This window comes from Nocardia sp. NBC_01327 (assembly GCF_035958815.1).
In the GTDB taxonomy this organism is placed as follows: Bacteria; Actinomycetota; Actinomycetes; order Mycobacteriales; family Mycobacteriaceae; genus Nocardia.
Window position 1 is genome coordinate 6,892,318 of the sequence record NZ_CP108383.1, and the last position, 22,265, is coordinate 6,914,582.

At 66.6% G+C, this 22,265-nt stretch carries 21 protein-coding genes and 1 tRNA gene; 9 read left to right on the forward strand and 13 right to left on the reverse strand.

Annotated elements, in window-relative coordinates; translation table 11 throughout:
* The first annotated feature begins 61 nt into the window (after positions 1–61).
* Entirely contained in the window at positions 62–2,320 is a 2,259-nt protein-coding gene (locus OG326_RS31815; RefSeq protein ID WP_327140820.1) for an MMPL family transporter, read from the forward strand.
* Here OG326_RS31815 and OG326_RS31820 read toward each other — a convergent pair.
* A complete protein-coding gene (locus OG326_RS31820) occupies positions 2,266–2,895 on the reverse strand; it encodes a TetR/AcrR family transcriptional regulator (protein WP_327140821.1) in 630 nt (209 codons plus the stop codon). The two genes, OG326_RS31815 and OG326_RS31820, sit on opposite strands and share 55 nt — an antisense overlap.
* A gap of 82 nt (positions 2,896–2,977) precedes the next feature.
* A complete protein-coding gene (gene rpsA, locus OG326_RS31825) occupies positions 2,978–4,462 on the reverse strand; it encodes a 30S ribosomal protein S1 (RefSeq protein WP_327140822.1) in 1,485 nt (494 codons plus the stop codon).
* Between the two features lie 297 nt (positions 4,463–4,759).
* Here rpsA and OG326_RS31830 point away from each other — a divergent pair, with 297 nt between their 5' ends.
* Positions 4,760–5,650, forward strand: coding sequence for a class I SAM-dependent methyltransferase (locus OG326_RS31830; RefSeq protein WP_327140824.1), 891 nt, complete (start codon positions 4,760–4,762; stop codon positions 5,648–5,650).
* 37 nt (positions 5,651–5,687) lie between these two features.
* Positions 5,688–7,136: a serine/threonine-protein kinase gene (locus OG326_RS31835; protein WP_327140825.1), complete on the forward strand. Its 1,449-nt coding sequence runs from the start codon at positions 5,688–5,690 to the stop codon at positions 7,134–7,136.
* 54 nt (positions 7,137–7,190) lie between these two features.
* On the opposite strand, the gene OG326_RS31840 is transcribed toward OG326_RS31835, so the two are convergent.
* From OG326_RS31840 to OG326_RS31850, 3 genes are all read right to left on the reverse strand, one after another.
* Complete coding sequence (locus OG326_RS31840) at positions 7,191–7,361, reverse strand: hypothetical protein (RefSeq protein WP_327140826.1); 171 nt, start codon at positions 7,359–7,361, stop codon at positions 7,191–7,193.
* Entirely contained in the window at positions 7,361–8,239 is an 879-nt protein-coding gene (locus OG326_RS31845) for an SPFH domain-containing protein (protein WP_327140827.1), read from the reverse strand. The genes OG326_RS31840 and OG326_RS31845 overlap by 1 nt, the downstream gene beginning before the upstream one ends.
* A 130-nt stretch (positions 8,240–8,369) precedes the next feature.
* The gene (locus OG326_RS31850; protein WP_327140828.1) at positions 8,370–9,731 is read right to left on the reverse strand and encodes an FAD-binding oxidoreductase; all 1,362 of its coding nucleotides are present in this window, start codon (positions 9,729–9,731) and stop codon (positions 8,370–8,372) included.
* 71 nt (positions 9,732–9,802) lie between these two features.
* Here OG326_RS31850 and OG326_RS31855 point away from each other — a divergent pair, with 71 nt between their 5' ends.
* The 3 genes from OG326_RS31855 (at position 9,803) to OG326_RS31865 (ending at position 12,132) form a co-directional block, all read left to right on the forward strand.
* Positions 9,803–10,723 carry a LysR family transcriptional regulator gene (locus OG326_RS31855; protein ID WP_327140829.1) on the forward strand — a complete coding sequence of 307 codons (921 nt, stop codon included), beginning with the start codon at positions 9,803–9,805 and terminating at the stop codon, positions 10,721–10,723.
* A gap of 102 nt (positions 10,724–10,825) precedes the next feature.
* Positions 10,826–11,257 carry a helix-turn-helix domain-containing protein gene (locus OG326_RS31860; RefSeq protein ID WP_327140830.1) on the forward strand — a complete coding sequence of 144 codons (432 nt, stop codon included), beginning with the start codon at positions 10,826–10,828 and terminating at the stop codon, positions 11,255–11,257.
* Positions 11,254–12,132, forward strand: coding sequence for an alpha/beta fold hydrolase (locus tag OG326_RS31865; protein WP_327140831.1), 879 nt, complete (start codon positions 11,254–11,256; stop codon positions 12,130–12,132). The genes OG326_RS31860 and OG326_RS31865 overlap by 4 nt, the downstream gene beginning before the upstream one ends.
* Before the next feature lie 57 nt (positions 12,133–12,189).
* Here OG326_RS31865 and OG326_RS31870 read toward each other — a convergent pair whose 3' ends face one another.
* The 4 genes from OG326_RS31870 to OG326_RS31885 all read right to left on the reverse strand — a co-directional run bounded on the left by OG326_RS31870 (position 12,190) and on the right by OG326_RS31885 (position 16,102).
* On the reverse strand, positions 12,190–12,969 hold the full coding sequence (locus OG326_RS31870) for an amino acid ABC transporter ATP-binding protein (RefSeq protein WP_327140832.1): 780 nt from the start codon (positions 12,967–12,969) through the stop codon (positions 12,190–12,192).
* The gene (locus tag OG326_RS31875; RefSeq protein WP_327140833.1) at positions 12,966–13,922 is read right to left on the reverse strand and encodes an amino acid ABC transporter permease; all 957 of its coding nucleotides are present in this window, start codon (positions 13,920–13,922) and stop codon (positions 12,966–12,968) included. The genes OG326_RS31870 and OG326_RS31875 overlap by 4 nt, the downstream gene beginning before the upstream one ends.
* Positions 13,923–13,931: 9 nt before the next feature.
* Positions 13,932–14,840, reverse strand: coding sequence for an ABC transporter substrate-binding protein (locus OG326_RS31880; protein WP_327140834.1), 909 nt, complete (start codon positions 14,838–14,840; stop codon positions 13,932–13,934).
* 152 nt (positions 14,841–14,992) lie between these two features.
* On the reverse strand, positions 14,993–16,102 hold the full coding sequence (locus OG326_RS31885) for an isocitrate/isopropylmalate dehydrogenase family protein (protein WP_327140835.1): 1,110 nt from the start codon (positions 16,100–16,102) through the stop codon (positions 14,993–14,995).
* A gap of 130 nt (positions 16,103–16,232) precedes the next feature.
* Between OG326_RS31885 and trxA the strand changes: the two genes are divergently transcribed.
* Positions 16,233–16,616, forward strand: coding sequence for a thioredoxin (trxA, locus tag OG326_RS31890; RefSeq protein WP_327140836.1), 384 nt, complete (start codon positions 16,233–16,235; stop codon positions 16,614–16,616).
* An 83-nt stretch (positions 16,617–16,699) separates the two neighbouring features.
* Here the strand turns inward: trxA and OG326_RS31895 are convergent, their stop codons facing one another.
* Entirely contained in the window at positions 16,700–17,122 is a 423-nt protein-coding gene (locus tag OG326_RS31895) for a 2-keto-3-deoxygluconate kinase (RefSeq protein ID WP_327140837.1), read from the reverse strand.
* 97 nt (positions 17,123–17,219) lie between these two features.
* Positions 17,220–17,351: a hypothetical protein gene (locus tag OG326_RS31900; protein WP_327140838.1), complete on the reverse strand. Its 132-nt coding sequence runs from the start codon at positions 17,349–17,351 to the stop codon at positions 17,220–17,222.
* Positions 17,352–17,553: 202 nt separating this feature from the next.
* On the opposite strand from OG326_RS31900, the gene OG326_RS31905 reads away from it, so the two are divergent.
* Positions 17,554–17,892, forward strand: coding sequence for a four-helix bundle copper-binding protein (locus OG326_RS31905; RefSeq protein ID WP_327140839.1), 339 nt, complete (start codon positions 17,554–17,556; stop codon positions 17,890–17,892).
* A 602-nt stretch (positions 17,893–18,494) separates the two neighbouring features.
* Here OG326_RS31905 and polA read toward each other — a convergent pair.
* On the reverse strand, positions 18,495–21,248 hold the full coding sequence (gene polA, locus OG326_RS31910) for a DNA polymerase I (protein ID WP_327140840.1): 2,754 nt from the start codon (positions 21,246–21,248) through the stop codon (positions 18,495–18,497).
* Between the two features lie 180 nt (positions 21,249–21,428).
* Between polA and OG326_RS31915 the strand changes: the two genes are divergently transcribed.
* Positions 21,429–21,501, forward strand: a tRNA-Trp gene (locus OG326_RS31915).
* Positions 21,502–21,564: 63 nt separating this feature from the next.
* Here the strand turns inward: OG326_RS31915 and OG326_RS31920 are convergent.
* Entirely contained in the window at positions 21,565–22,260 is a 696-nt protein-coding gene (locus OG326_RS31920) for an ABC transporter ATP-binding protein (RefSeq protein ID WP_327146638.1), read from the reverse strand.
* Positions 22,261–22,265: the final 5 nt, after the last annotated feature.

Genomic DNA, 22,265 nt, shown 5'->3' on the forward strand with positions numbered 1-22,265 from the left:
CCGCCTAGGCTGACGCACTACCTGAAAGTGACTTTCAGGTATCTGGCGTTCAGGGGGAACGATGACTCGATCCGCGACATCCGCCCGGCGGGATCCCGTCCACTCCGGCGATCGGATCGGCGTCGCCGGGCGGATCGGCATCCTCATGGCCGGGCATCGCCGTGCGGTGCTGGGCGCCTGGCTGCTGCTGATCGTGGTGTGCGCCGCCGCGTATCCGGCCCTGCACCACCGCCTCGGCGCACCCGACTACGGCGTCCCGGGATCGGAATCGGCCACCGCGGAACGCCTTGCGGCCGATCATTTCTCCCAGCTGGGCGCCGAACAGGATCTGATCGTCTTCCACTCCGGCCGCTACACCGCCGACAGCCCCGAATTCCGTGCCGCCGTCGATCACGCGCTGACCGCCGCCCGCGCGACCGCGGGTGTGGCCGGCGCCGTCGGGCCGTTCGAAGGCAATGCCGCCCTGCAGATCTCGGCCGATCGGCATACCGCCTTCGGCATTGCCGGCATCGACGGTGATATGTCGGCGCGGGTCGATGTGGTCTCCCGGCTGCAATCGGCGCTGACCCCCGTCGCGGACTCCGGCGTGCAGGCCATGGTCACCGGCTACGCCGCGGTCGAAGGCGAACAGATGCGGACCGAAACCGGCGATATGGAACGCGCGGAGAGCATCGGATTGCCGGTCGCCGCACTGGTACTGGTGCTCGCACTGGGCGCGCTGGCCGCCGCCGCGCTTCCCATCACCGTCACCGCCGCCGGGATCGCCCTGGCCGTGGGCCTGCTGTTCGGATTGACCAGCTTCCTCGTCTTCGATTCGCTGGTGCTGTCGGTCGCCACCATGATCGGCACCGGCACCGCCATCGACTACACCATGTTCATCGTGAGCCGGTTCAACGAGGAACTCACCCGGCGCCGGGTGCGAGACCGGAAGGCGCGCACCGAGATTCTCGCCGCCGTCGGCGCCGCGCTGGATACCACCGGCCGCACCGTGCTGGCCTCCGGGCTGATCGTGATGATCTCGCTGTGCGCCCTGACGGTGGTCGGACTGCCGATGCTCAACGGTATCGCGATCGGGGTGGTCACGGCGGTGCTCGCCACCCTCGGCGCGGCATTCACCCTGCTGCCCGCGGCGCTGGCCACCCTCGGCCCGGCGATCAATCGCGGTGCGCTGCCGCCGCGACTGCGCCCCGCCGAAACCCGGGCGCACACCACCTCCAGCGCCTGGGCCTGCTGGGCGCGCACCGTCATGGCCCGGCCGGTGCTCTTCGGCGCGGCCGGGGTCGCGGTGCTGCTGCTCGCGGCCGCACCCCTCACCGGCATGAAGTACGGCATCGATATGGGTTTGAACTCGCTGGGCGACAGCCCCACCGGACAGGCGACCCGGTTGGTGCAGAACACTTTCGGGCCCGGTCTGCTCTCCCCGATCCAGGTGGTGGTGACCGGCCCGTCCGATACCGCCCTGTCCGGTAGCGGGGTCGTGGACGCCAACCGCTTCGTGGCCGAGCTGAATCGCGATCCGCGCATCGCCTCGGTGGTGCCGCAGCAGGCCGACGGGCGCATGCTCGCCCTGGTCGTACCGAAGGATTCCTTCGACTCCACCGCCGTGGCCGATCTGACCTCGGAGATCCGCACTCGCGCACGCACTGTCGAGTCCGCGCAGATCGTGGTCGGTGGCGTCCCCGCGACCTTCGCCGATGTCTCCAGCCTCATCACCAGCCGCTTTCCCTGGGTCATCGCGCTGGTGCTGACCGTCTCGATGGCATTCCTGGTCTTCGCGTTCCGCAGTATCGTGCTGGCGCTCAAGGCCATTGCGCTCAATCTGCTGGCCACCGGTGCGGCACTGGGCATTACGGTCGCGGTGTTCCAGCACGGCCTCGGCGAATCCCTGCTCGGCTTCCACAGCACCGGATTCCTGCAGGTGTATCTGCCGCTGCTGGTATTCGCCGTATTGTTCGGGTTGTCCATGGACTACGAGGTTTTCCTGGTGCGGCGCATGAAGGAAGCCTGGGATCGTGATCCGGACAATGCGGCCGCGGTCGCGGAGGGGCTGCAGCACACCGCCCGTCCGATCACCGCCGCGGCGGCCATCATGGTGGCGGTCTTCGCGAGCTTCGTGACCGCGAATGTGCTGGAGCTCAAGCAGATCGGCTTCGCGCTGGCGGTCGCGGTCACCATCGACGCGGTGCTCGTGCGCCTGATTCTGGTGCCGGCCTTCATGCAGCTGTTCGGCCGCTGGAACTGGTGGCTGCCGGCGCTGCGCCGGACTCAGCCGAGTACCGCCTCCACCGCCGACAGGATCGACTCCAGCGCCGCGGTGTAAACGGCCTGCATGGGCTCGGCGAAATCCGTTCCGGCCCAATGGTCCAGCGCTCCCGCACACCCCCAGACAATGGCGGCGACGGCGATCCGCAGGGGCAGATCATTGGGGTCGCGGCCGCTGCGCTCCGCGATCAGCACCCGGAACTGGTCCTCCAGTTCGCGCATCTGCCGGATCTGCCGGTCGCGCACCTCGGGAATGGTGAGCACATGCTGCATGCGCAGACGGGTGCGGCGCTCGACCTCGGGCGTGATGATCGTGGCGATGAGGATCGGCGCCAGGGCCCGGGCCATAACAAGCAATTCGGCGGGCGTGGCCGTTTCCCCGCCGCCCGCGGTCCGCAGCACCTCGAGAATCTGCGGATCGGCCTCGTCGTAGAGGACCAGCATCTCCTTGGTCCCGAAGTACCGGTAGATCGAGCTCGGCGACACCCCGGCGGCGGCCGCGACCCGCTCGACCGTCACATCGCGATATCCGTGCTCGTCGAACAGATCCAGCGCGACCCGCTGGATACGGCTCATCGCCTCGACTTTGCGGCGCTCCCACAGCGACACCGACTGCATGGCGGACTGGAACATATGTGTCGAGAATAGCGAAAAGCCCCGGGTCCATTGCGGACCCGGGGCTCTTCTAGCTATCGCTTATCGCGAGAGCAGCGAATCAGGCGTTGCCCGACAGCTTCTCACGCAGTGCGGCCAGCTGCGCATCGCTCGCCAGCGAGCCACCGGCGGGCTCGGCAGAGGACGAGGACGACGACGTAGCGGCGGCCGGAGCGGCAGCGCCGGTCTCGGAGGAGTAGTTCGAGGAACCGCCGTTGGCGGCCTCGGCGGCCGCGTCAGCGGCCATCTTCTCCATCTGAGCGGTGTGCATCTTGTGGCGACGCTCGGCCTCGGCGTACCGGCCTTCCCACTCTTCCCGGACCTTGTCCGAACCCTCGAGCCATTCGTTGGTCTCGGGATCGAAGCCCTCGGGGAAGATGTAGTTGCCCTGGTCGTCGTAGCTGTCGGCCATGCCGTACTTCGACGGGTCGAACTCGGCGTTGTAGTCCTCGTTCGCCTGCTTCAGCGAGAGCGAGATACGACGACGCTCCAGGTCGATGTCGATGACCTTGACCATGGCGTCGTCGCCGACTGCCACAACCTGGTCCGGGACCTCGACGTGGCGCTCGGCCAGCTCGGAGATGTGCACCAGGCCCTCGATGCCCTCTTCGACGCGCACGAAGGCGCCGAACGGGACCAGCTTGGTGACCTTGCCCGGGACGATCTGTCCGATCGCGTGGGTCCGGGCGAACTGACGCCACGGGTCTTCCTGAGTTGCCTTGAGCGACAGGGAGACACGCTCGCGGTCCAGGTCGACGTCGAGAACCTCGACGGTGACCTCGTTGCCGACCTCGACAACCTCGGACGGGTGGTCGATGTGCTTCCAGGACAGCTCGGAGACGTGCACCAGGCCGTCGACGCCACCCAGGTCCACGAAGGCACCGAAGTTGACGATAGAGGACACGACGCCCTTGCGGACCTGGCCCTTCTGCAGCTGGTGCAGGAACTCGGAGCGGACCTCGGACTGGGTCTGCTCGAGCCACGCACGGCGGGAAAGAACCACGTTGTTGCGGTTCTTGTCCAGCTCGATGATCTTGGCCTCGATCTCCTTGCCGACGTACGGCTGCAGATCGCGGACACGGCGCATCTCGACCAGCGAAGCCGGAAGGAAGCCACGAAGACCGATGTCGAGGATCAGGCCGCCCTTGACGACCTCGATGACGGTGCCCTTGACGGCCTCGTCCTTCTCCTTGAGCTCCTCGATCGTGCCCCAAGCCCGCTCGTACTGCGCGCGCTTCTTCGACAGGATCAGGCGGCCTTCCTTGTCCTCCTTGGTGAGAACGAGGGCCTCGACCTCATCGCCCACGGAAACGACCTCATTCGGGTCGACATCGTGCTTGATGGACAGTTCGCGGGAGGGGATGACGCCTTCGGTCTTGTAACCGATGTCGAGAAGGACCTCGTCACGGTCGACCTTGACGATGGTGCCTTCGACGATATCGCCGTCGTTGAAGTACTTGATCGTCTTGTCGATGGCGGCGAGGAAGTCCTCGGCGGAGCCAATATCGTTAATGGCTACCTGCGGCGAGGTCACAGTAGTGGGCATGTGTTGGGAGGCTCCGGACGGATTGTGGTCGGTAGTGGACATGTGGGCTTTCGGTATTGCTGCGAACACACAGCGATGGAACTACGTTGGGTCATGCAACAGCACCTCGCTGTGGCGGAGCACAACGCTGCACTCATAGCACGGGTGACTCACAGCACGATCATCTGCTCTGCCCGGACCAACTCGAACCATCCGAGCCGATCCGAGTACAGAAGACACTCGCGGAAAACAGCGTACGCGACGTCTGTTGTACCAAGCAAACACGGGTACTCGGTCGCGAGTCGATAGGGTTGGGCAATGCCGGAAGATCAGCCCGCCCTCCCCGACGACGACCGCCACGCCGAGGCGAACTCCCTGCTCGGGACGGTGGGAGTGGCTCGCGCCAAGATTGACTCGGACGCCAGCCAGCGTGCCAGTCGCCGGTGGTGGGATGCGGACGCGGCGGCCTATCACGAGACCCATGCCGATTTCCTGGGCGTGGATTCGGCCGCGGGCGAGTTCGTCTGGTGCCCGGAGGGGCTGCACGAGGGCGACTGGCGGTTCCTCGGAGACATCGTCGGCAAGCGCGTTCTGGAGATCGGCTGCGGCAGCGCGCCCTGCTCGCGCTGGCTCGCGGCGCACGGCGCGCATCCGGTCGGGCTCGATATCTCGCGCCGGATGCTGGACCGCGGTCTGGCCGCCATGGCGGCGGGCGGGCCGCGCGTGCCGCTGGTGCAGGCGGGTGCGGAGGAACTGCCCTTCGCCGACGCCAGTTTCGATCTCGCCTGCTCGGCGTTCGGTGGCGTGCCGTTCGTCGCGGACTCCGCCAAGGTGATGGCGGAGGTCGCCCGGGTGCTGCGCCCCGGGGGTCGCTGGGTCTTCTCCGTGAACCACCCGATGCGCTGGATCTTCCCGGACGATCCGGGGCCCGAGGGCCTGCGCGCGGCCATCCCGTATTTCGACCGCACGCCCTACGTGGAACTCGACGCCGACGGCGAACCCACCTACGTGGAGCACCACCGCACCGTCGGTGACCGCGTCCGCGAAATCGTCGCGGCCGGGCTGAACCTGGTCGACCTGGTCGAACCCGAATGGCCCGAATGGCTGGAACGCGAATGGGGCCAGTGGAGTCCCCTGCGTGGTGAAATCTTCCCTGGCACAGCCATCTTCATTACCGAGAAGCCCAGCATTACCGAGAAGCCCAGCTGATCCTGCCGGTCGGGCCCGGATGTGGTAGGCGTACCGGGTGGAGGAAAGTCCGTTCGGCCGCTATCGACTTCTCGGGCTGCTCGGCGAAGGGGGAATGGGGCGGGTCTACCGCGCCTTCGATACCGATACCGAGCGGATCGTGGCGCTCAAGGTCCTGCCGCCGCAGTTCGCGCATGATCCGGTGTACCGCACCCGGTTCCGGCGGGAGGCGCAGGCGGCGGCGCGGCTGACCGAACCGCACATCATTCCGATTCACGGGTACGGGGAGATCGACGGCCGCCTGTTCCTGGATATGCGGTTGGTGGAGGGAACCGATCTGGGTTCGGTGCTGGCCGACGCGGGACGGCTGCCCGCCGTGCGTGCGGTGGACTTCCTCGCGCAGATCGCCGCGGCCCTCGACGCCGCGCACCGTGCGGGTTTGGTGCATCGGGACGTCAAGCCGTCGAATATCCTCACCACGGCAGACGGATTCGCCTATCTCATCGATTTCGGCATCGCCCGCGGTGACGGCGACAGCGACCTGACCACCGTCGGCGCGGCGATCGGCACCTTCGCGTACATGGCGCCCGAGCGGCTCGCTCACGACGACTACGACGGCCGCGCCGATGTATACGCGCTCGCCTGCGTCCTCTACGAATGCCTCACCGGGACAAGGCCGTTCCCCGGCAACAGCGTCGAACGGCAGATCGCCGCACACCTGTCGCTGCCGCCGCCCCGGCCGTCGGCCGCGGGCGGTGTCCCGGTGGCATTCGACGAGGTGATCGCGCTCGGTATGGCCAAGAATCCGGCGGGCCGCTATCCCACCGCCGGAGCGTTGACCGATGCGGCACGTACCGCGCTGCACAGCGGGCTCCGTGGTCCGGGGCAGCTGTTCCCGAGTAACGCTGTCACCCAGATCAATCCGCTGCCGGCACCGAATGCGGCCCCACCCCTGGGGTTCGGTGCGACAGCCGATACGCAGCTCGTCCGGCCACCCGCACCGAATCCGGCGAAACGATCCCTGAGCGCGTTGGCTTGGGCGGCCGCCACCGCGATGGCGCTGCTCATCGTGGCGGGTGTGGTGCTGGTACCGCTGACCCGGGGCGGCGACAGCGGGTCTCGCCCCGGCCCGGCGTCCTCGTCCGTGGACGCAACACCCCCGTCGAGCCCGGCGGCCACCGCGACCCCCACCTCGGTCGGGAGCAGGGCGGCCGATTTCCTGCGGACGTACTACCAACTGCTGCCGGGCGATACGGCGACGGCGTGGACTCGATTGACCCCGCGATACCAGAACTCTCTCGGCGGCTACAGCGCATACCAATCCTCCTGGGGCACAGTCGCTTCCGTCGTTCCGTGGGACATCACCGTGGATACCGGTCGACTCACGGTCACCTACGGGCTGCACCTGACCTACACCGACGGGAGGACCGGCGCCGAGCAGCGGCAGGCGCAGTTGGTGCGCAACGGCGACACCTTCGCGATCGACAGCGCGAACCTCTTCCCGTGACACCCGGCCCAACGGCGGTACGCCCCCTCCCGTGCGCGGGAGGGGGCGTACCGATCAGGAGGATTTATGTTCTCGCCCTGCCTGTTTGAGGGCCAGCCGGAGGGCGTACTCGATCTGAGCGTTGATGCTCCGGAGATCGTCTGCGGCCCATTTGGCGATCGCGTCGTGGATGGCCGGGTCCAGCCGGAGCAGGACTCGCTTCGGTTCGCGTTTGGCCGCCGACATCAGGAGTAGAGGGTTCCGGCATTGACGATGGGCTGTGCGGCGCGGTCACCACACAGGACAACCAGCAGGTTGGAAACCATTGCCGCCTTACGCTCCTCATCGAGTTCGACCATGCCCTGTTCCGCGAGGCTGTCCAGGGCCATACCGACCATACCGACCGCGCCGGCCACAATGCGGCTGCGGGCGGCGACCACCTGATCGGCCTGCTGGCGAACGAGCATGGCCTGGGCGATCTCCGGCGCATAGGCGAGGTGGGTGATGCGGGCCTCGATAATGTCGATACCGGCCAGTTCGGTGCGGGCACGCAGTTCGGCGGTGAGCTCACCGGCGATCTCGGTGCCATTGCGCAGACTGGTGCCGTCCACGTCATCGGTCTGATAGGGGTGGGTGGTGGCCAGGTGCCGGACCGCGGTCTCGGACTGGGTGCGGACGAAGTCCACATAGTCGTCGACGGCGAAGGCCGATTTGAAGCTGTCGACCACGCGGTAGACGACCACCGCGGCGATCTCCACCGGATTACCGGCCGAATCGTTGACCTTCAGCTTCTGGGTCTCGAAATTCCGCACCCGCAGCGAGATATTGCGGCGGCTGCTGAGCGGGGTGACCCAGTGGAATCCCGACTCCTCGACGGAGCCGATATAGCGGCCGAAGAACTGAATCACCTTGGCCTGGTTGGGATTCACGACCACGAACCCGCTCAGCACCAGCACCGCCGCGAGGATCGTGACCGCGAGCAGTATGCCCAGCGCGGTCGAGGAACTCCCCGAATCGCCATCGCCCTTGAGCCCGTTGATCTCCACGGCGATCGCGATGATCAGCAGTATCAGGACCCCCAGCATCAGGAACCCGTTCACCCGGAACGTCCGACGCATCTCCATGACACTCTCCTAGTATCGAAGTGATATCACGACGATAGCGCTTCGCGAGGTCGCTGCCAAGGGTCGATATCCCCCGGAGAACGCGTCGCGCCCGCCATCGGAGCAAGGGCGGGCGCGCTGCGGCAGCGGATCAGCGCGGCAGGATATTGCGGTTGAAGCGGAAGAGGTTCCGCGCGTCGTACTTCGACTTGAGCGCCGCCAGGCGGTCGTAGCCGGAATCGGAGTAGCCCGCGCGGGTCTGCGCCTCGTCCGCGTCGGCCCCGCCGCCGTAGAGGAAGTTCAGATTGTGGCCGATGGTCCAGGGCTGCAACGTCTTCCGGATCCGCGCCAGTCCGTCGGCGATCGCGGCATCGTCCGGCCCCGGCATGGCGATGGCGCGGGCCACGTACTCGGCCTCGCGGTGCTCCATCGCGGACGGTCCGGGACGGCCCAGAGCACCGCCCAGGTGCCGGAAACCCGCGACGACCGGGAGCGGAGACTGCGGGCCCGTCGCCTCCAGGAAGGCATCGGTGGCATCGGCAGGCAGTTCCGACAGCAGCGCGTTGGTGGCCGTGTACGGGTGCGGGTTCGGCGGATCGTTGTAGATGGTGTGGCTGTCGGCGTAGGGCATGACCCGCAGATTGTCGGAGAACAGCTCGCCCACCGCCCGCAGCGGAGCGACCAGGCGCTCCCCCTCGGCCTCCGCACCGGTGTAGACGATGTTCACCGTCGCCAGATACCGGCCGCGCAGGCGCTCCGGGAACTGCGGGATATTCGGCATGGTCATCATGGTGATGGCGGAGGAGAGCTGTTCGGGGACATCGGCGGTCCACAGTCGCCAGGCCTCCAGGGCCTGCGGCACGAGCGCGGCGTCGAATTGCAGCTGACCGCCGTACACCGTTGTGACCGGCACCAATTCGAGCTCCAGCGCGGTGACGACACCGAAATTGCCTCCGGTGCCCAGCACCGCCCCGAAGAGTTCGTCACCGGGCGCCAGGCGGCGCAGCCGCCCATCCGCGGTGACGATCTCGACGGCGCGCACATGGTCTGCGGCATAACCGAATTCGCGGGCCATCAGGCCGATGCCGCCACCCAGGGTGTAGCCGACCACGCCGACGGAATCGGAGGAGCCGTTCAGCGGCGCGAGCCCGTGCGCGGCTGCCGCCTCGATGAGATGTCCGGCCTGAACACCGGCCCCGACCCGGGCGGTGCGGGCGGCGGCATCGATGCGGATATCGGTCAGACGACGGGTATTGATGAGCACACCGCCATCCGCAGGAACCGACAGGCCGTGCCCGGTGGCCTGCACGGCGACCGGAAGTCCGTGCCGCGCCGCGTATTCCACGGCGGCGCGCACATCTTCCGCATGTGCGGCGGCGACAACAATGGCGGGGCGGTGCGTGTAAGCGGTTTGGAATCCCGAGATCTCGGCGTCGTAACCGGTGTCGCCCGGCCGCAGGACCGGACCGGTGGTGGCGGGCAATTCGGTGCTCGAAGGCGTTGTCTTGGTCATGTCAACAACTCTGCCCGGGTCTGATTGATAACTCCAACAGCTAGTTTTTCTAGTAGTTATAATCAGAAGTTATGGAACTGCGTCAGCTGCGCTACTTCGTCACTGTCGCGGAGGAGGCCAACTTCACCCGGGCAGCCGCGCGCCTGCACCTGACCCAGCCCGGGCTGAGTTCGCAGATCCGCCAGCTGGAACGTGAACTGGGACAACCACTCCTGGATCGTTCGACCCGCACGGTCGGCCTCACTCCGATCGGCGCGGCGGTGCTACCGCACGCCCGGGCGGCACTGGCGGCCACCGAGCAGATCACGCATACGGTCGACGAATTCACCGGACTGCTGCGCGGGCGGGTACGGGTGGGGTTGATCTCCGGCGCTGCCAATGACGAGATCGATATCGCGCGGGTGCTGGCCGACTACCACCGCGACCATCCGCAGATCGCCATCTCGCTCACCGAGGACACCTCCGAGCGGATGATCGCGGCGCTGCGGCACGGCGAGCTCGATATCGCGCTCCTCAGCATTGCGAGCACGGACCTCGGGCCCGCTGTCGCGACCGAGATCGTCTTCGATTCCACCATTGTCGCGGCGGTCGCCCTCGATGCCGATTTCGGCGACCGCATCGGACTGGCCGAGCTGTGCGAACATCCGCTCATCTGCCTGCCACCCGGCTCCGGCATTCGGGCCGTCCTCGAAACAGCGTGTGCGGCAGCCGGTCTGACACCCGATGTGGCATTCGAGGCGGCCGCGCCACCGCTGCTCATCCGATTGGCCCGGCACGGTCTGGGCGTCGCCATCGTGCCCCCGCTCGCCGGCGCCGATGCCACCGAACTCGGGGTGCGCATGCTCGATATCGATCCGCCGATGACGGGCCGGCTGGTCCTCGGCTGGAACAACGAGCGGCCATTGAGCCCGGCCGCCAAGGTTCTGCTCGGCCAGCTCCGCATCGCCGTCGGCGGGTGGAAGGATCCGGCCACAATGTTCCGCCACCCCTGAACCGCGACCAGGACCGGAAGCGACAGACCTCCGCCATACGTATCTAAACTTCCCTAAACATCCCTATTGCGCTATTTGATAGGGATGTTTAGAGTAGTTCAAGTGAATGAACGCCTGCACTCGGTGGACGAAGTGGCCGAACGCCTCGGACTGCACGTCCGGACGGTTCGCAGCTATGTGCGGGACGGGAAACTGCCTGCTGTGCGCATCGGCAAGCAGTACCGGATCGCGCACGCGGATCTGGAGGCTTTCACCGGCCGGCCTGTGCCCGAGGCGCTGCGCGAGTCCGCGGCCCGGGAGCGGCACAGCGAGGTGTCCAGCATCGTCGAGGTGGACGCCGTGGATCAGGCCACCGCACACCGGGTGTCGACGCTGCTGACCGGCGCGACGGGCAATCGGCAGTCGGGGGACGAACCGCTGCGGTTCCAGACCTTCTACGACGCCGAGCGCGCGCGATTGAAGATCATCATCGTGGGCGGCCTGGGCGAGACGGCCCGGCTGCTCGAATACATGGAAGGGGTGCTCACCTCATGAGCACGACTGTGCCGAAGACTCTCGCACCGATCTACAAGTCCGAGGCCGGCGCGGAGGCCATCTCGCGCCGCTACCGAGAAGTGCTGGGCGACTGGCCCATTCCCGCCGAGCAGCTGCGCATACCGACTCGCGAGGGCGAGACCTTCGTCCTCGCCTCCGGACCGCAGGATGCGCCGCCGCTGGTGCTGCTGCACGGCTCCGGGGCCAATTCCTCGACCTGGCGCGGGGATATCGCCGCGTGGTCGAAGGATTTCCGCACCTATGCCGTCGACCTCGTCGGCGAACCCGGCGGCAGCGCACCGTCCCGCCCGAAGCTGGACTCCGATGCGGTTGCCCTGTGGCTCGATGATGTTCTTGCGGGCCTGGGCATATCGAGCACGGCCGTGGTGGGCATGTCGCTCGGCGGCTGGACCGCGCTGGATTACGCCGTCCGCCGCCCGGAGCGCATTACGCGCCTGGCCCTGCTGTGCCCCGGCGGCGTCGGCAAGCAGCGTTACGGCTGGATTCTCAAGGAGATGCTCCCCCGGCTGGTCGGCCGCCACGACATCCGCCGCTCGGCCGAGACCGTAACCGGTTTGGACGCAGCACATCTGGGACCCGTCCTGGACGATATCGCCCTGACCTTCACCCACTTCAATCCCCGCACCGAACGCCTCCCCCGCGTCACCGATGCTCAGCTCGCCGCCCTCCCCATGCCGGTCCTGACCATCGTCGGCGATCGCGACGTAATGCTCGACTCCGCCGAAACCGCCCGGCGCATAAGCACATTCGTCCCGCACGCCACGGTCGACATCCTCCCCGGCGTCGGCCACGCCATCCTCGGCCAATCCGACACGGTGCTCAATTTCCTCCGCACCCCCGCCACCGGCCACTGAACCAGCCCGGCCCCGCTCCGAGTCGTGGAGCGGGGCCGGGCGAGAGCTCTTGTCTCGCTACAGGATGCGAGACAGGAAGGCCTTGGTGCGGTCGTGCTGGGGGTTGGCCAGGATCTCGCGTGGATCACCGGCCTCCACTACCACTCCGGCGTCCATGAACACCAGCTGATCGGCAACCTCACGGGCGAAACCCATTTCGTGGGTCACGACCACCATGGTCATACCGTCGGCCGCCAATTCGCGCATGACGCCGAGGACTTCGCCGACGAGTTCCGGGTCCAGCGCCGAGGTGGGCTCGTCGAAGAGCATCAGCTTGGGATCCATGGCCAGCGCCCGCGCGATGGCGACCCGCTGCTGCTGACCGCCGGACAGCTGTGCCGGATAGGAGTAGGCCTTGTCCGCCAAGCCGACTCGGTCCAGCAGCTCGCGGGCGCGGGCGACGGCGACGGTCTTCTTCAGCTTCTTCACCTGGGTGGGCGCCTCGATGACGTTCTCGAGGACCGTCCGGTGCGGGAAGAGGTTGAAATGCTGGAACACCATGCCGATATCGCGGCGCTGCTTGGACGCGTCGCGCGGATGGAGTTCGTACAGCTTGCCGCCCTTCTCGCGATAGCCGACGAGCACGCCGTCCACGTAGAGCCGTCCGGCGTTCACATCCTCGAGATGGTTGATGCAGCGCAGGAAGGTGGACTTGCCGGACCCCGACGGGCCGATGAGGCACATCACCTCACCGCGCTTGACCTCCAGCGAAATCCCTTTGAGCACATTGAGTGCGCCGAAATTCTTGTACACCTGTTCGGCGCGCACCATCGGCGCCGAGGCATCTTCGAGACTCATTTGCGCCCATCCCCTCCGACGGCCTGCGCGGCGACCAGGGCGCGCTCCTGCCGTCCGGTCAGCTTCCGCGAGGTACCCCGCGAGTAGTAGCGCTCCAGGTAGAACTGGCCCACCATCAGCACACTCGTAATGAGCAGGTACCAGGTCGCCGCGACCAGCAGCAGCGGAATCGGCTGGAAGTTCACACCGTAGATATCCCGCGCCCGGCCGTACAGGTCGGTGGTGAGCGGGATGGCCGTCACCAGCGAGGTGGTCTTGAGCATGGAGATGAGCTCATTGCCGGTCGGCGGGATGATCACCCGCATGGCCTGCGGCAGCACCGTGCGGGTCATGGTCTGCGACCACGACATGCCCAGCGCCACCGACGCCTCGCGCTGCCCGTCATCGACGGAATTGATTCCGGCGCGGACGATTTCGGCCATATAGGCGGCTTCGTTCAGCCCCAGGCCGACCACCGCGAAGAAGAACGGCGCCGACCAGTGCTGCACATCGAAATTCGCGAACGACGGCCCGAAGGGCACGCCCACGGTGACCGTCTTGTACAGCGAGGGGAACAGACCCCAGAACACCAACTGCACGTACACCGGCGTCCCGCGGAAGATCCACAGGTACGCCCACGCCACCGAGCGCAGCACCGGATTCGGCGACAGCCGCATGACCGCCAGCAGCACCCCGAGTAGCACGCCGATGAACATGGCCAGCACGGTCAGCTCCAGCGTGACCGCGGCGCCCTTGGCAATGTTGATGTCGCGCAGGTACTTCCAGTACGTGTCCCAGTGATACGCCGGGTTCGTCTTGGCACCGTAGAGGAACAGCCCCACCAGCGTCAGCAGCACCACGGCGGCGATCCACCGGCCCGGCCGTCGCAGCGGAATCGCTTTGATCGGCTGCGGGTCGGTGGAATTCGCGACCGTCACGGCCGAGGCTGCGGAATTAGTCTCGTCCTGTGACATCGAGCGTTATCAGCTCTGCGCGCCGTTGATGACCGACTTGGTGATCACGCCGTCCTGAACGCCCCAGTTCTCGGCGATCTGCTTGTACTGACCGCTGTCGATCAGGTGCTGCAGGGCCTCCTGCAGGACCGGCGCCAGGGTGGAGCCCTTCTTGACCGGCCAGCCGTACGGCGCCGAATCGAACATCGCGCCGGCGGCCTCGATGGTGCCCTGGTTCTGCTTGATGGCGTACGCGGTCACCGGGGAGTCGGCGGACATGGCGTCGACCTGGCCGTTCACCAGTGCGGTGGCTGCGGCGCTCTGCTCGTCGTAGGCGACCTTGGTGATCTCCGGCTTGCCCGCGGCGGTGCACTTGGCGCTCTTGGCCGGGATCTCGTCGGTGTCCTGAACGGTGGTGCGCTGCACCGCGACTCGCTTGCCGCAGGCATTGTTCGGGTCGACCGGCTTACCCTTCTGCTGGGCCCACTGGCTGCCCGCGTTGAAGTAGTCGACGAAGTCCGCGGTGGCCTCGCGCTCCTTGTTGTCGGTGAACGACGACATGCCGATGTTGTAGGTGCCGGCCTCGATGGCCGGGATGATCTTCTCGAAGTCCGACTCCTGGTAGTCGGCCGACACGCCGAGCACCTTGGCGACGGCGTCCACCAGGTCGACGTCGAATCCGACGATCTTGCCGGTGCCCGGATCCTTGTACTCGTTGGGCGAGTAGGGGACGTTCACGCCGACAACGATCTTGCCGCTGCTCTTGATGTCCGCGGGCAGCTTGGCGGCGATGGTGTCGACCTTGGACACATCCACCTTGGAAACCGCAGGCGCATTGGAGTCGGAATTACTCGTACACGCGGTCAGCGCCAGGGCGCCGCCCGCTAGTACGCAGACGGCCCGCAGGGCACGCCCGCGGAAATCTTTACGAACAGACACAGCAGTCCTCCACAGTTCGGTCACGCGACAACCGGGCGTCGCCCGCCGATTGAAATGTAAGCGAGTCGAACATTCCATGCGGGTCGGTAACCGAACATTAATCGGCGACACGCCGATGCATGGCCGATACACGCCCGGTTCCGGAAGTGCGCTCACCAGCGGTGCAGCCGGGCCCGCACCTGCTCGGTGAATTCGGTGGTAGATGCTAACCCACCCAAATCGGATGTGGCGACTCCGGACCGCAACGTCTCGGCAACCGCATGTTCGATCCGCTCGGCCACCCGCCGCAGCGCGCTGTAGGAATCGCGTTCCGCGAGCCAGTGCAGCAGCATGGCGGACGAGGCCAGCAGCGCAACCGGATTGGCCCGATTGTGCCCGGCCAGTCGCGGTGCGGCGCCGTGCACGGCCTGCGCCATCGCCTGGTGCTGTGAACAATTCAGCGACGGGGCCATCCCCAGTGAGCCACTCAGTTCACCGGCCAGATCCGACAGGATGTCGCCGAAGAGATTCTCGGTCACGATGACATCGAAATCGGCGGGCGTGCGCACCAGCAGCGCCGCCACCGCATCCGCGTGCTCATCGTTCACCGCGACGTCCGGATAGGCGGCGGCGACCTCGTAGCACACGTCCCGGAACATGCCCATGGTCATCGGCAGCACATTCGCCTTGTGCACGATGGTGAGCCGCCTACTCCGGGTCTGCGCGATTCCGAAGGCCAAGTGCGCAATTCGCTCAGTCGCCGCGCGCGTCACCACCCCGACCGACAGCGCCACATCCGCGGTGGGCTGGAACTCCCCCGAGCCCGCGAACATATTCCGGTCCGCGTAGAGCCCCTCGCTGTTCTCCCGGACGATCACCAGATCCATGTCCGGGGTGGTCGCGCGGACGCCGTCCAGGGTCCGCGCCGGGCGGATATTTCCGTACAGGCCGAATCGTTTGCGGATCGCGCCGCCCGGCGGCAGGCCGGTGCGGTGGTCGGCGGGATAGGAGGCATTGTCGTGCGGGCCCATGATCCAGGCGTCCAGACCCTCGAGCGCCCGCAGCGTCGGTTCCGGCATCGGATCGCCGAATTCCTCGATGGCGGCGTGTCCGATGAGCAGCGGCACCCATTCGATGGGCGGCAGACCCACCACTTCGACGGCGTCGTCGACCACGGCACGGGTGGCCCGCACGATCTCCGGGCCGATGCCGTCGCCCTCGATGAGGCCCAGCCGGAGCCGAATATCACTGTCGCCCGGTAGCCGAGTCTCGCTGTCGCTCATGACAGTCATCCTCGCGCAATCGGCCGAACGGCCGGGCGGCGGCACGCGGTTGGCGGCTACCGTAGTGGGTAAAGGGAAGAGAACAGCAGGGACCGGTGTTGGACCGGGAAACCCGACACGAGAGGACGTCATGGCCACCCAGACACTGACCGAGCAGAACTTCGACGAGACCGTCACCGGGAGTGATGTCGTTCTCGTCGATTTCTGGGCCGCTTGGTGCGGTCCGTGCCGCCAGTTCGCCCCGACCTTCGAAGCGTCCTCGGAGAATCACCCCGACGTCGTCTTCGGCAAGGTGGATACCGAGGCCGAGCAGGGACTCGCCGCTGCTGCCAATATCCGTTCCATCCCCACCCTGATGGCCTTCCGCGAAGGCGTGCTGGTCTTCGCGCAGCCCGGTGCACTGCCGCCGGCCGCGCTGGAGGACCTCATCGGGCAGGTGAAGGCGCTCGATATGGAAGAGGTCCGCAAGCAGCTCGCGGAGCAGCAGGGCGCCGAACAGGGTGCTGAGCAGTAAGGGAAACCCCCTCGCGCAGTACACAATTCACACGATCGAATGCGCCGCACCCCGGAAAGGGTTGCGGCGCATTCGTTTATGCGTCAGGCGAAGGTGTTGATACCGGCGATCATGGCGCGGACGGTGGATTCCGCACTGTCGTCGGCCAGGGCGGCGCCCCACCCGCGACGGCCGTTGAACTCGCACAGCACGAAGGTGGCGGTGCCGATTTCGGTGCGGCGCTGATGGAACTGCAGGATCTCGATGGGATAGCCCTCGTCGTAGAGCGCCGAGGTGAGTGCGGCGACCGGGCTGCCGGTCGCGGTGACGGTGCGCAGCCGGCCGGCGAACTCCAGGGTCGCGGTGAAATTCGCGGCGCGGAGGTGAGTCCATTCGCTCAGTTTGAGCGCGCCCGCATCACGGCAGTAGCGATCGTAGAACTGAGCGGGGCTCAGGCCGGCGCTCTCGGCCCGCAGACTCGCGGGGGCAGCGGCGATGAACATGTGGGTATCGATGGTCAGTGTCATTGGACTAGGTCTTCCCGACTTCTTCGCAGAATTTGGCAGAGGGGACCAGCACAAGAAAAAGATTCACACGGCCCGCAGCGGGGGGGCCGGTCCGAAATCAGACCCCGCTGCGGCGGAGAACTACGAGTACGCGCGCCACAGCCACCATCGCGGTGAGCGGAACAAGCGCGGCGCGGTCGCGGTCGGCGACATTCTGCGCTGCGCTGCGGCTGTTGGCGGGATTCGGCACGGCACCGAGCATAAGGGCTGATACAGGCATTGGCAACCATATTCGTCTTCGACTCACGGGTAACTTTGCCGCAGGTCATCCGCCTGTGGCGCGCGCCATAGCAACCTCCGTCACCAGCTATAGCAACCTCGGATGCCACAATGGGCAAACCCTGTCGGACTGTCGTTCGAACCCTCCGTGAACTCCGAGGAGCACCTCCGCGATGACCGATCCGAAAATCATGCAGACGATCAACCATCTGTTCGGCTGCCACCGCACCTGCGTCCGCCAGACCGGCGAATCCCTGGACATCGGCGGCGACCACGCCGCCCGCGCCCACATCGCCCAGCTCATGGACTGCGCCGCGCTCTGCCGCCTCACCGCCGACATCCTCGACCGCCGCTCCCCCTGGGCCCTGGAACTGTGCGAACTCACCGCCAAGGTCTGCACCGCCACCGCCGAAAGCTGCGAACGCCTCGACGAACCCATCGCCGCCCGCACCTGCCGCGAAACCGCCGAGGTAGTCAACCTCCTCGCCACCCAACTCACCGCGGCCCCGTAAAACCACCCCCATTAGCCCGCTGCCGCCCGAAATGACCGTCCCCTAGGACGAATTCAAGGCGTGTCACCCATCCCCGCCTAGCCGCCCAATCGACGCCGCATGGAATCGCGCCGCCATCCCGCCGACCCAGGGCACGCACCACCAGGGACACCGCCAATTCGGCGCGCCCGGCGACCCAGGGCACGCACCACCAGGGACACCGCCAATTCGGCGCGCCCGGTGGACGGACCGGACCGGACCGCCGATCCGCACACTGCGGACCCTGGGCAATCTGCTCGACACCGCGGGCACGCGAACTCACCTCGTCATCCCGGCATGGTTTTGGCCGGGATCCACCCCGGCAGCGCTGCAACAGGTTTCGGCAGATCCCGGCCCAAAGCGCGCCGGGATGACGAGGCAATCGCCACATCAGCCGGGCTGGCTCCCTCGCTCGGCTCCTGCGGGAAGGCTCCTCCCTCGCCACACGCGAGGCTCGCTGAGGCACTGGCTGGGCTTCCCTGACATCGCGGCCAATTCGATGTGCGCCGGCCGCGAATCTCCCTCTTACACACTGCAGCCCGTGCTCGTCAGAGCACGGGCTGCGAGATCCAGAGGTACCGAACTCAGTGGGCGGCGGCGTCCCAGCTGCGGCCGACGCCTACGGAGACCTCGAGGGGGACCGAGAGTTCGATGGCGTTCGACATGTGTTCGCGGGCAAGGGCTTCGAGTTGGTCGCGTTCACCGGGGACCACCTCGAAGATGAGTTCGTCGTGGACCTGCAGGAGCATGCGGGATTTGAGGCCGGCGGCGCGGATGGCGCGCTGGACGTCGATCATGGCCACCTTGATGATGTCGGCGGCCGTGCCCTGGATGGGGGCGTTGAGGGCCATGCGCTCGGCGGCCTCGCGGCGCTGGCGGTTACTGGAGTCGAGGTCCGGCAGGTAGCGGCGGCGGCCGAAGAGGGTTTCGGTGTAGCCGGTCTTGCGGGCCTCGTCGACGGCATCGCGCAGATAGTCGCGAATGGCGCCGAAGCGTTCGAAGTACACGTCCATCTGCGCCTTGGCCTCTTCGGCGCTGATCTTCAGCTGCTGCGACAGACCGTAGGCCGACAGACCGTACGCCAGGCCGTAGGACATGGCCTTGATACGACGGCGCAATTCCGCGTCGACCGCGGTGATCGGAATGTCGAACGCCTTGGACGCGACAAAATTGTGCAGATCCTCGCCCGAGTTGAAGGCTTCGATAAGCCCCTCGTCCTTGGACAGGTGCGCCATGATCCGCATTTCGATCTGGCTGTAATCGGCGGTCATGAGCGATTCGAATCCCGGACCCACCACAAAGGTGTCGCGAATACGACGCCCGGTATCGGTGCGGATCGGAATGTTCTGCAGATTCGGCTCGGTCGAGGACAGCCGGCCCGTCGCGGCCACCGTCTGATTGAAGGTGGTGTGAATGCGCCCGTCGTCGGCGACCGATTTGAGCAGGCCGTCGACGGTCACCTTGAGGCGCGTGGCATCGCGGTGCTCGAGCATGTGCTGCAGGAACGGATGCTGGGTCTTCTCGTAAAGACTCTCCAGCGCATCGGCATCGGTGGTGTAGCCGGTCTTGGTGCGCTTGGTCTTCGGCATATCGAGCTCGTCGAAGAGCACCACCTGCAACTGCTTGGGCGAGCCCAGATTGATCTGCTTGCCGATCACGTCGTACGCCGCATTGGCGGCCTCGCCGACCCGGTTCGCGAATTCCTGCTGCAACTCCTCGAGCTGATCGGAATCCACCGCGATGCCCGCGGCTTCCAGATCGGCGAGCACGGTCAGCAGCGGCAGTTCCATATCGCCCAGCAGCGCGGTGGACTCGATGCGCTCGAGCTCAGCGTCGAAGGCGTCGGCGAGGTCGTACACCGCACGCGCACGCAGCATTTCGGCCTGGGCGACCTCGGCGTCGGCCTGATCCTCGTCATCGAGCAGGGAGAGCTGGGTTTCCCCGCCGTCGTCCACGCGCAGTTCCCGGCTCAGGTAGCGCAGCGACAGATCGTCCAGATTGAACGAGCGCTGGCCCGGACGCACCAGATACGCCGCGAGCGCGGTATCGGTGCTGAGCCCGCCCAGCGTCCACTCCCGTCCGCGCAGCGCGTGCATGGCGGATTTGGCCTCGTGCACGGCCTTGAAGGTGTCCGGGTCGGCGAGCCAAGCGCCCAGTGCCGCTTCGTCTTCCGGAGTCAGGGTGTGGACGTCGAGGTATCCGCCCTCACCGTCGGCGGCGGCCAGCGCGAGCGCCTTCACATCGCCGTGCACCGGCGTGCCCACGCCCACCACCGAAAGTCCGTGCCGCACACCGGCCTTCGCATGTTCGGCGAGCCAGTCGCCGACGGTGCCGGGAGGCAGTGCCGCGCCGCTGATCTCGAAACCGGACTCGGCCTCGGGCTCCACGGGTGCGAGCGTGTCGAACAGCCGATCGCGCAGCACCCGGAATTCGAGCTCGTCGAACAGGCGGTGGATCTTGTCCCGATCCCACGGCTGCATGCCGAGCTGATCGGGCGTGTACGCCAGAGGCACATCCTTCACCATTTCGGTGAGCTGCCGATTCAGCACGACGCTGGACAGATTGGCGCGCAGCGCGTCTCCGACCTTGCCCTTCACCGTGTCGACCTTGTCGACCAGGTTCTCCAGATCCCCGTATTCGTTGATCCACTTGGTGGCGGTCTTCTCCCCCACGCCCGGAATGCCCGGCAGGTTATCGCTCGGGTCGCCGCGCAGCGCCGCGAAATCCGGATACTGCGCCGGCGTGAGCCCGTACTTCGCCTCCACCGCGGCCGGGGTGAACCGGGTCAGCTCGGAAACACCCTTCTTCGGGTAGAGCACGGTGACATTGTCATTGACCAGCTGCAGCGCATCGCGATCCCCGGTCACGATCAGCACCCGGAATCCCTCCGGCACCGCCTGCGTGACCAGCGTCGCGATCACATCGTCGGCTTCGAACCCCTCGATGGCCATGACCGGAATGCCCATCGCCCCCAGCACTTCCTGGGTGGTCTCCACCTGCCCCCGGAACTCGTCCGGCGTGGTGGCCCGGTTCGCCTTGTACTCCGGGAACTTCTCCGTCCGGAAGGTCTTGCGACTCACATCGAACGCGGCGGCCACATGCGTGGGCTTCTCGTCCCGCAGCAGGTTGATCAGCATGGCGGTGAACCCGTACACCGCATTGGTGGTCTGCCCGCTCGCCGTCTTGAAGTTCTCCGCGGGCAGCGCGTAGAAGGCGCGATAAGCCAGCGAATGTCCATCCAGCAGCAGCAGCGTCGGCTGCTCGGTGGAGTCGGCGGACACGGCAGCGCCAGATGCGGACGCGGCACTCGGCCGCTGATCGGTAGAGGCAGGGGTCACGGCACAGAGTCTAGGGACGTGCACCGACACGTGCGGGAACCGGGCGCATTCGCCACGCCCAAGCGGACGAACCGGACGACCGGCGCTCGGTCGGCCGGGGTTTTTGCTGGATAGTGGCCTCGCCGGGAAATGGATTTTCACCGGAGGACGCGGGCTGATATTGTAGCCACGCGAGAACCAAGGGGCGTAGCTCAATTGGCAGAGCAGCCGTCTCCAAAGCGGCAGGTTGCAGGTTCGATTCCTGTCGCCCCTGCATAAGATCGGGCCGGTCACCTTCACAGGTGACCGGCCCGAATGCTTTCCGGGGCAGGCGGATTCAGCCGACGCCGAGGTAGGCGGATTTGACCGCCGGATCGTGCAGCAGGTCGCGGCCGTTGCCGGTTTTGGTGACCTCGCCGGTTTCCAGAATGTAGGCGCGGTCGCTGCGGGTCAGGGCCTGCTGGGCGTTCTGCTCGACCAGCAGGACCGTGGTGCCCTGGGCATTGATATCGGCGATGATGCGGAAGATCTGCTGGATGATCATGGGGGCCAGCCCCATCGACGGCTCATCGAGCAGCAGCAGCTTCGGGCGCGCCATCAGGGAGCGGGCAATGGCGACCATCTGCTGCTCACCGCCCGAGAGCGTGCCGCCCACCTGCTTCTGCCGCTCCTTGACGCGCGGGAAGAGCGAGAAGACCCACTCCAGCGTCTGGTTGTAATCGGCCTTGCTCTTGAAAGGCCTGGAGTAGCAACCCATATCGAGGTTTTCCTGGACCGTCATACCCGGGAAGACACCGCGCCCCTCGGGCGCCTGGATCAGGCCCAATCCGACGCGATCGTGCGCCTTCACCCGGGTGATATCGCGGCCGTCGAACAGCACCCGGCCACGCCCCAGCGGGAGCAGCCCGGACAGCGCGCGCATGGTGGTGGTCTTGCCCGCACCGTTCGCACCCAGCAGGGTGACCAGTTCACCCGGCGCCACGGACAGCGAAATGCCGTGCAGCGCTTGGATTCTCCCGTAGCTGACCACCATATCGT

Coding starts and splice junctions, on each gene's coding strand:
- OG326_RS31850 (WP_327140828.1), bottom strand. CDS start 9,731: ATGACCAAGACAACGCCTTCGAGCACCGAATTGCCCGCCACCACCGGT.
- OG326_RS31815 (WP_327140820.1), top strand. CDS start 62: ATGACTCGATCCGCGACATCCGCCCGGCGGGATCCCGTCCACTCCGGC.
- OG326_RS31905 (WP_327140839.1), top strand. CDS start 17,554: ATGACCGATCCGAAAATCATGCAGACGATCAACCATCTGTTCGGCTGC.
- OG326_RS31865 (WP_327140831.1), top strand. CDS start 11,254: ATGAGCACGACTGTGCCGAAGACTCTCGCACCGATCTACAAGTCCGAG.
- OG326_RS31840 (WP_327140826.1), bottom strand. CDS start 7,361: ATGTCGGCGGCCAAACGCGAACCGAAGCGAGTCCTGCTCCGGCTGGAC.
- OG326_RS31875 (WP_327140833.1), bottom strand. CDS start 13,922: ATGTCACAGGACGAGACTAATTCCGCAGCCTCGGCCGTGACGGTCGCG.
- OG326_RS31830 (WP_327140824.1), top strand. CDS start 4,760: ATGCCGGAAGATCAGCCCGCCCTCCCCGACGACGACCGCCACGCCGAG.
- OG326_RS31920 (WP_327146638.1), bottom strand. CDS start 22,260: ATGGTGGTCAGCTACGGGAGAATCCAAGCGCTGCACGGCATTTCGCTG.
- OG326_RS31845 (WP_327140827.1), bottom strand. CDS start 8,239: ATGGAGATGCGTCGGACGTTCCGGGTGAACGGGTTCCTGATGCTGGGG.
- OG326_RS31820 (WP_327140821.1), bottom strand. CDS start 2,895: ATGTTCCAGTCCGCCATGCAGTCGGTGTCGCTGTGGGAGCGCCGCAAA.
- OG326_RS31855 (WP_327140829.1), top strand. CDS start 9,803: ATGGAACTGCGTCAGCTGCGCTACTTCGTCACTGTCGCGGAGGAGGCC.
- OG326_RS31895 (WP_327140837.1), bottom strand. CDS start 17,122: ATGACACTGACCATCGATACCCACATGTTCATCGCCGCTGCCCCCGCG.
- rpsA (WP_327140822.1), bottom strand. CDS start 4,462: ATGCCCACTACTGTGACCTCGCCGCAGGTAGCCATTAACGATATTGGC.
- OG326_RS31870 (WP_327140832.1), bottom strand. CDS start 12,969: ATGAGTCTCGAAGATGCCTCGGCGCCGATGGTGCGCGCCGAACAGGTG.
- OG326_RS31885 (WP_327140835.1), bottom strand. CDS start 16,102: ATGAGCGACAGCGAGACTCGGCTACCGGGCGACAGTGATATTCGGCTC.
- trxA (WP_327140836.1), top strand. CDS start 16,233: ATGGCCACCCAGACACTGACCGAGCAGAACTTCGACGAGACCGTCACC.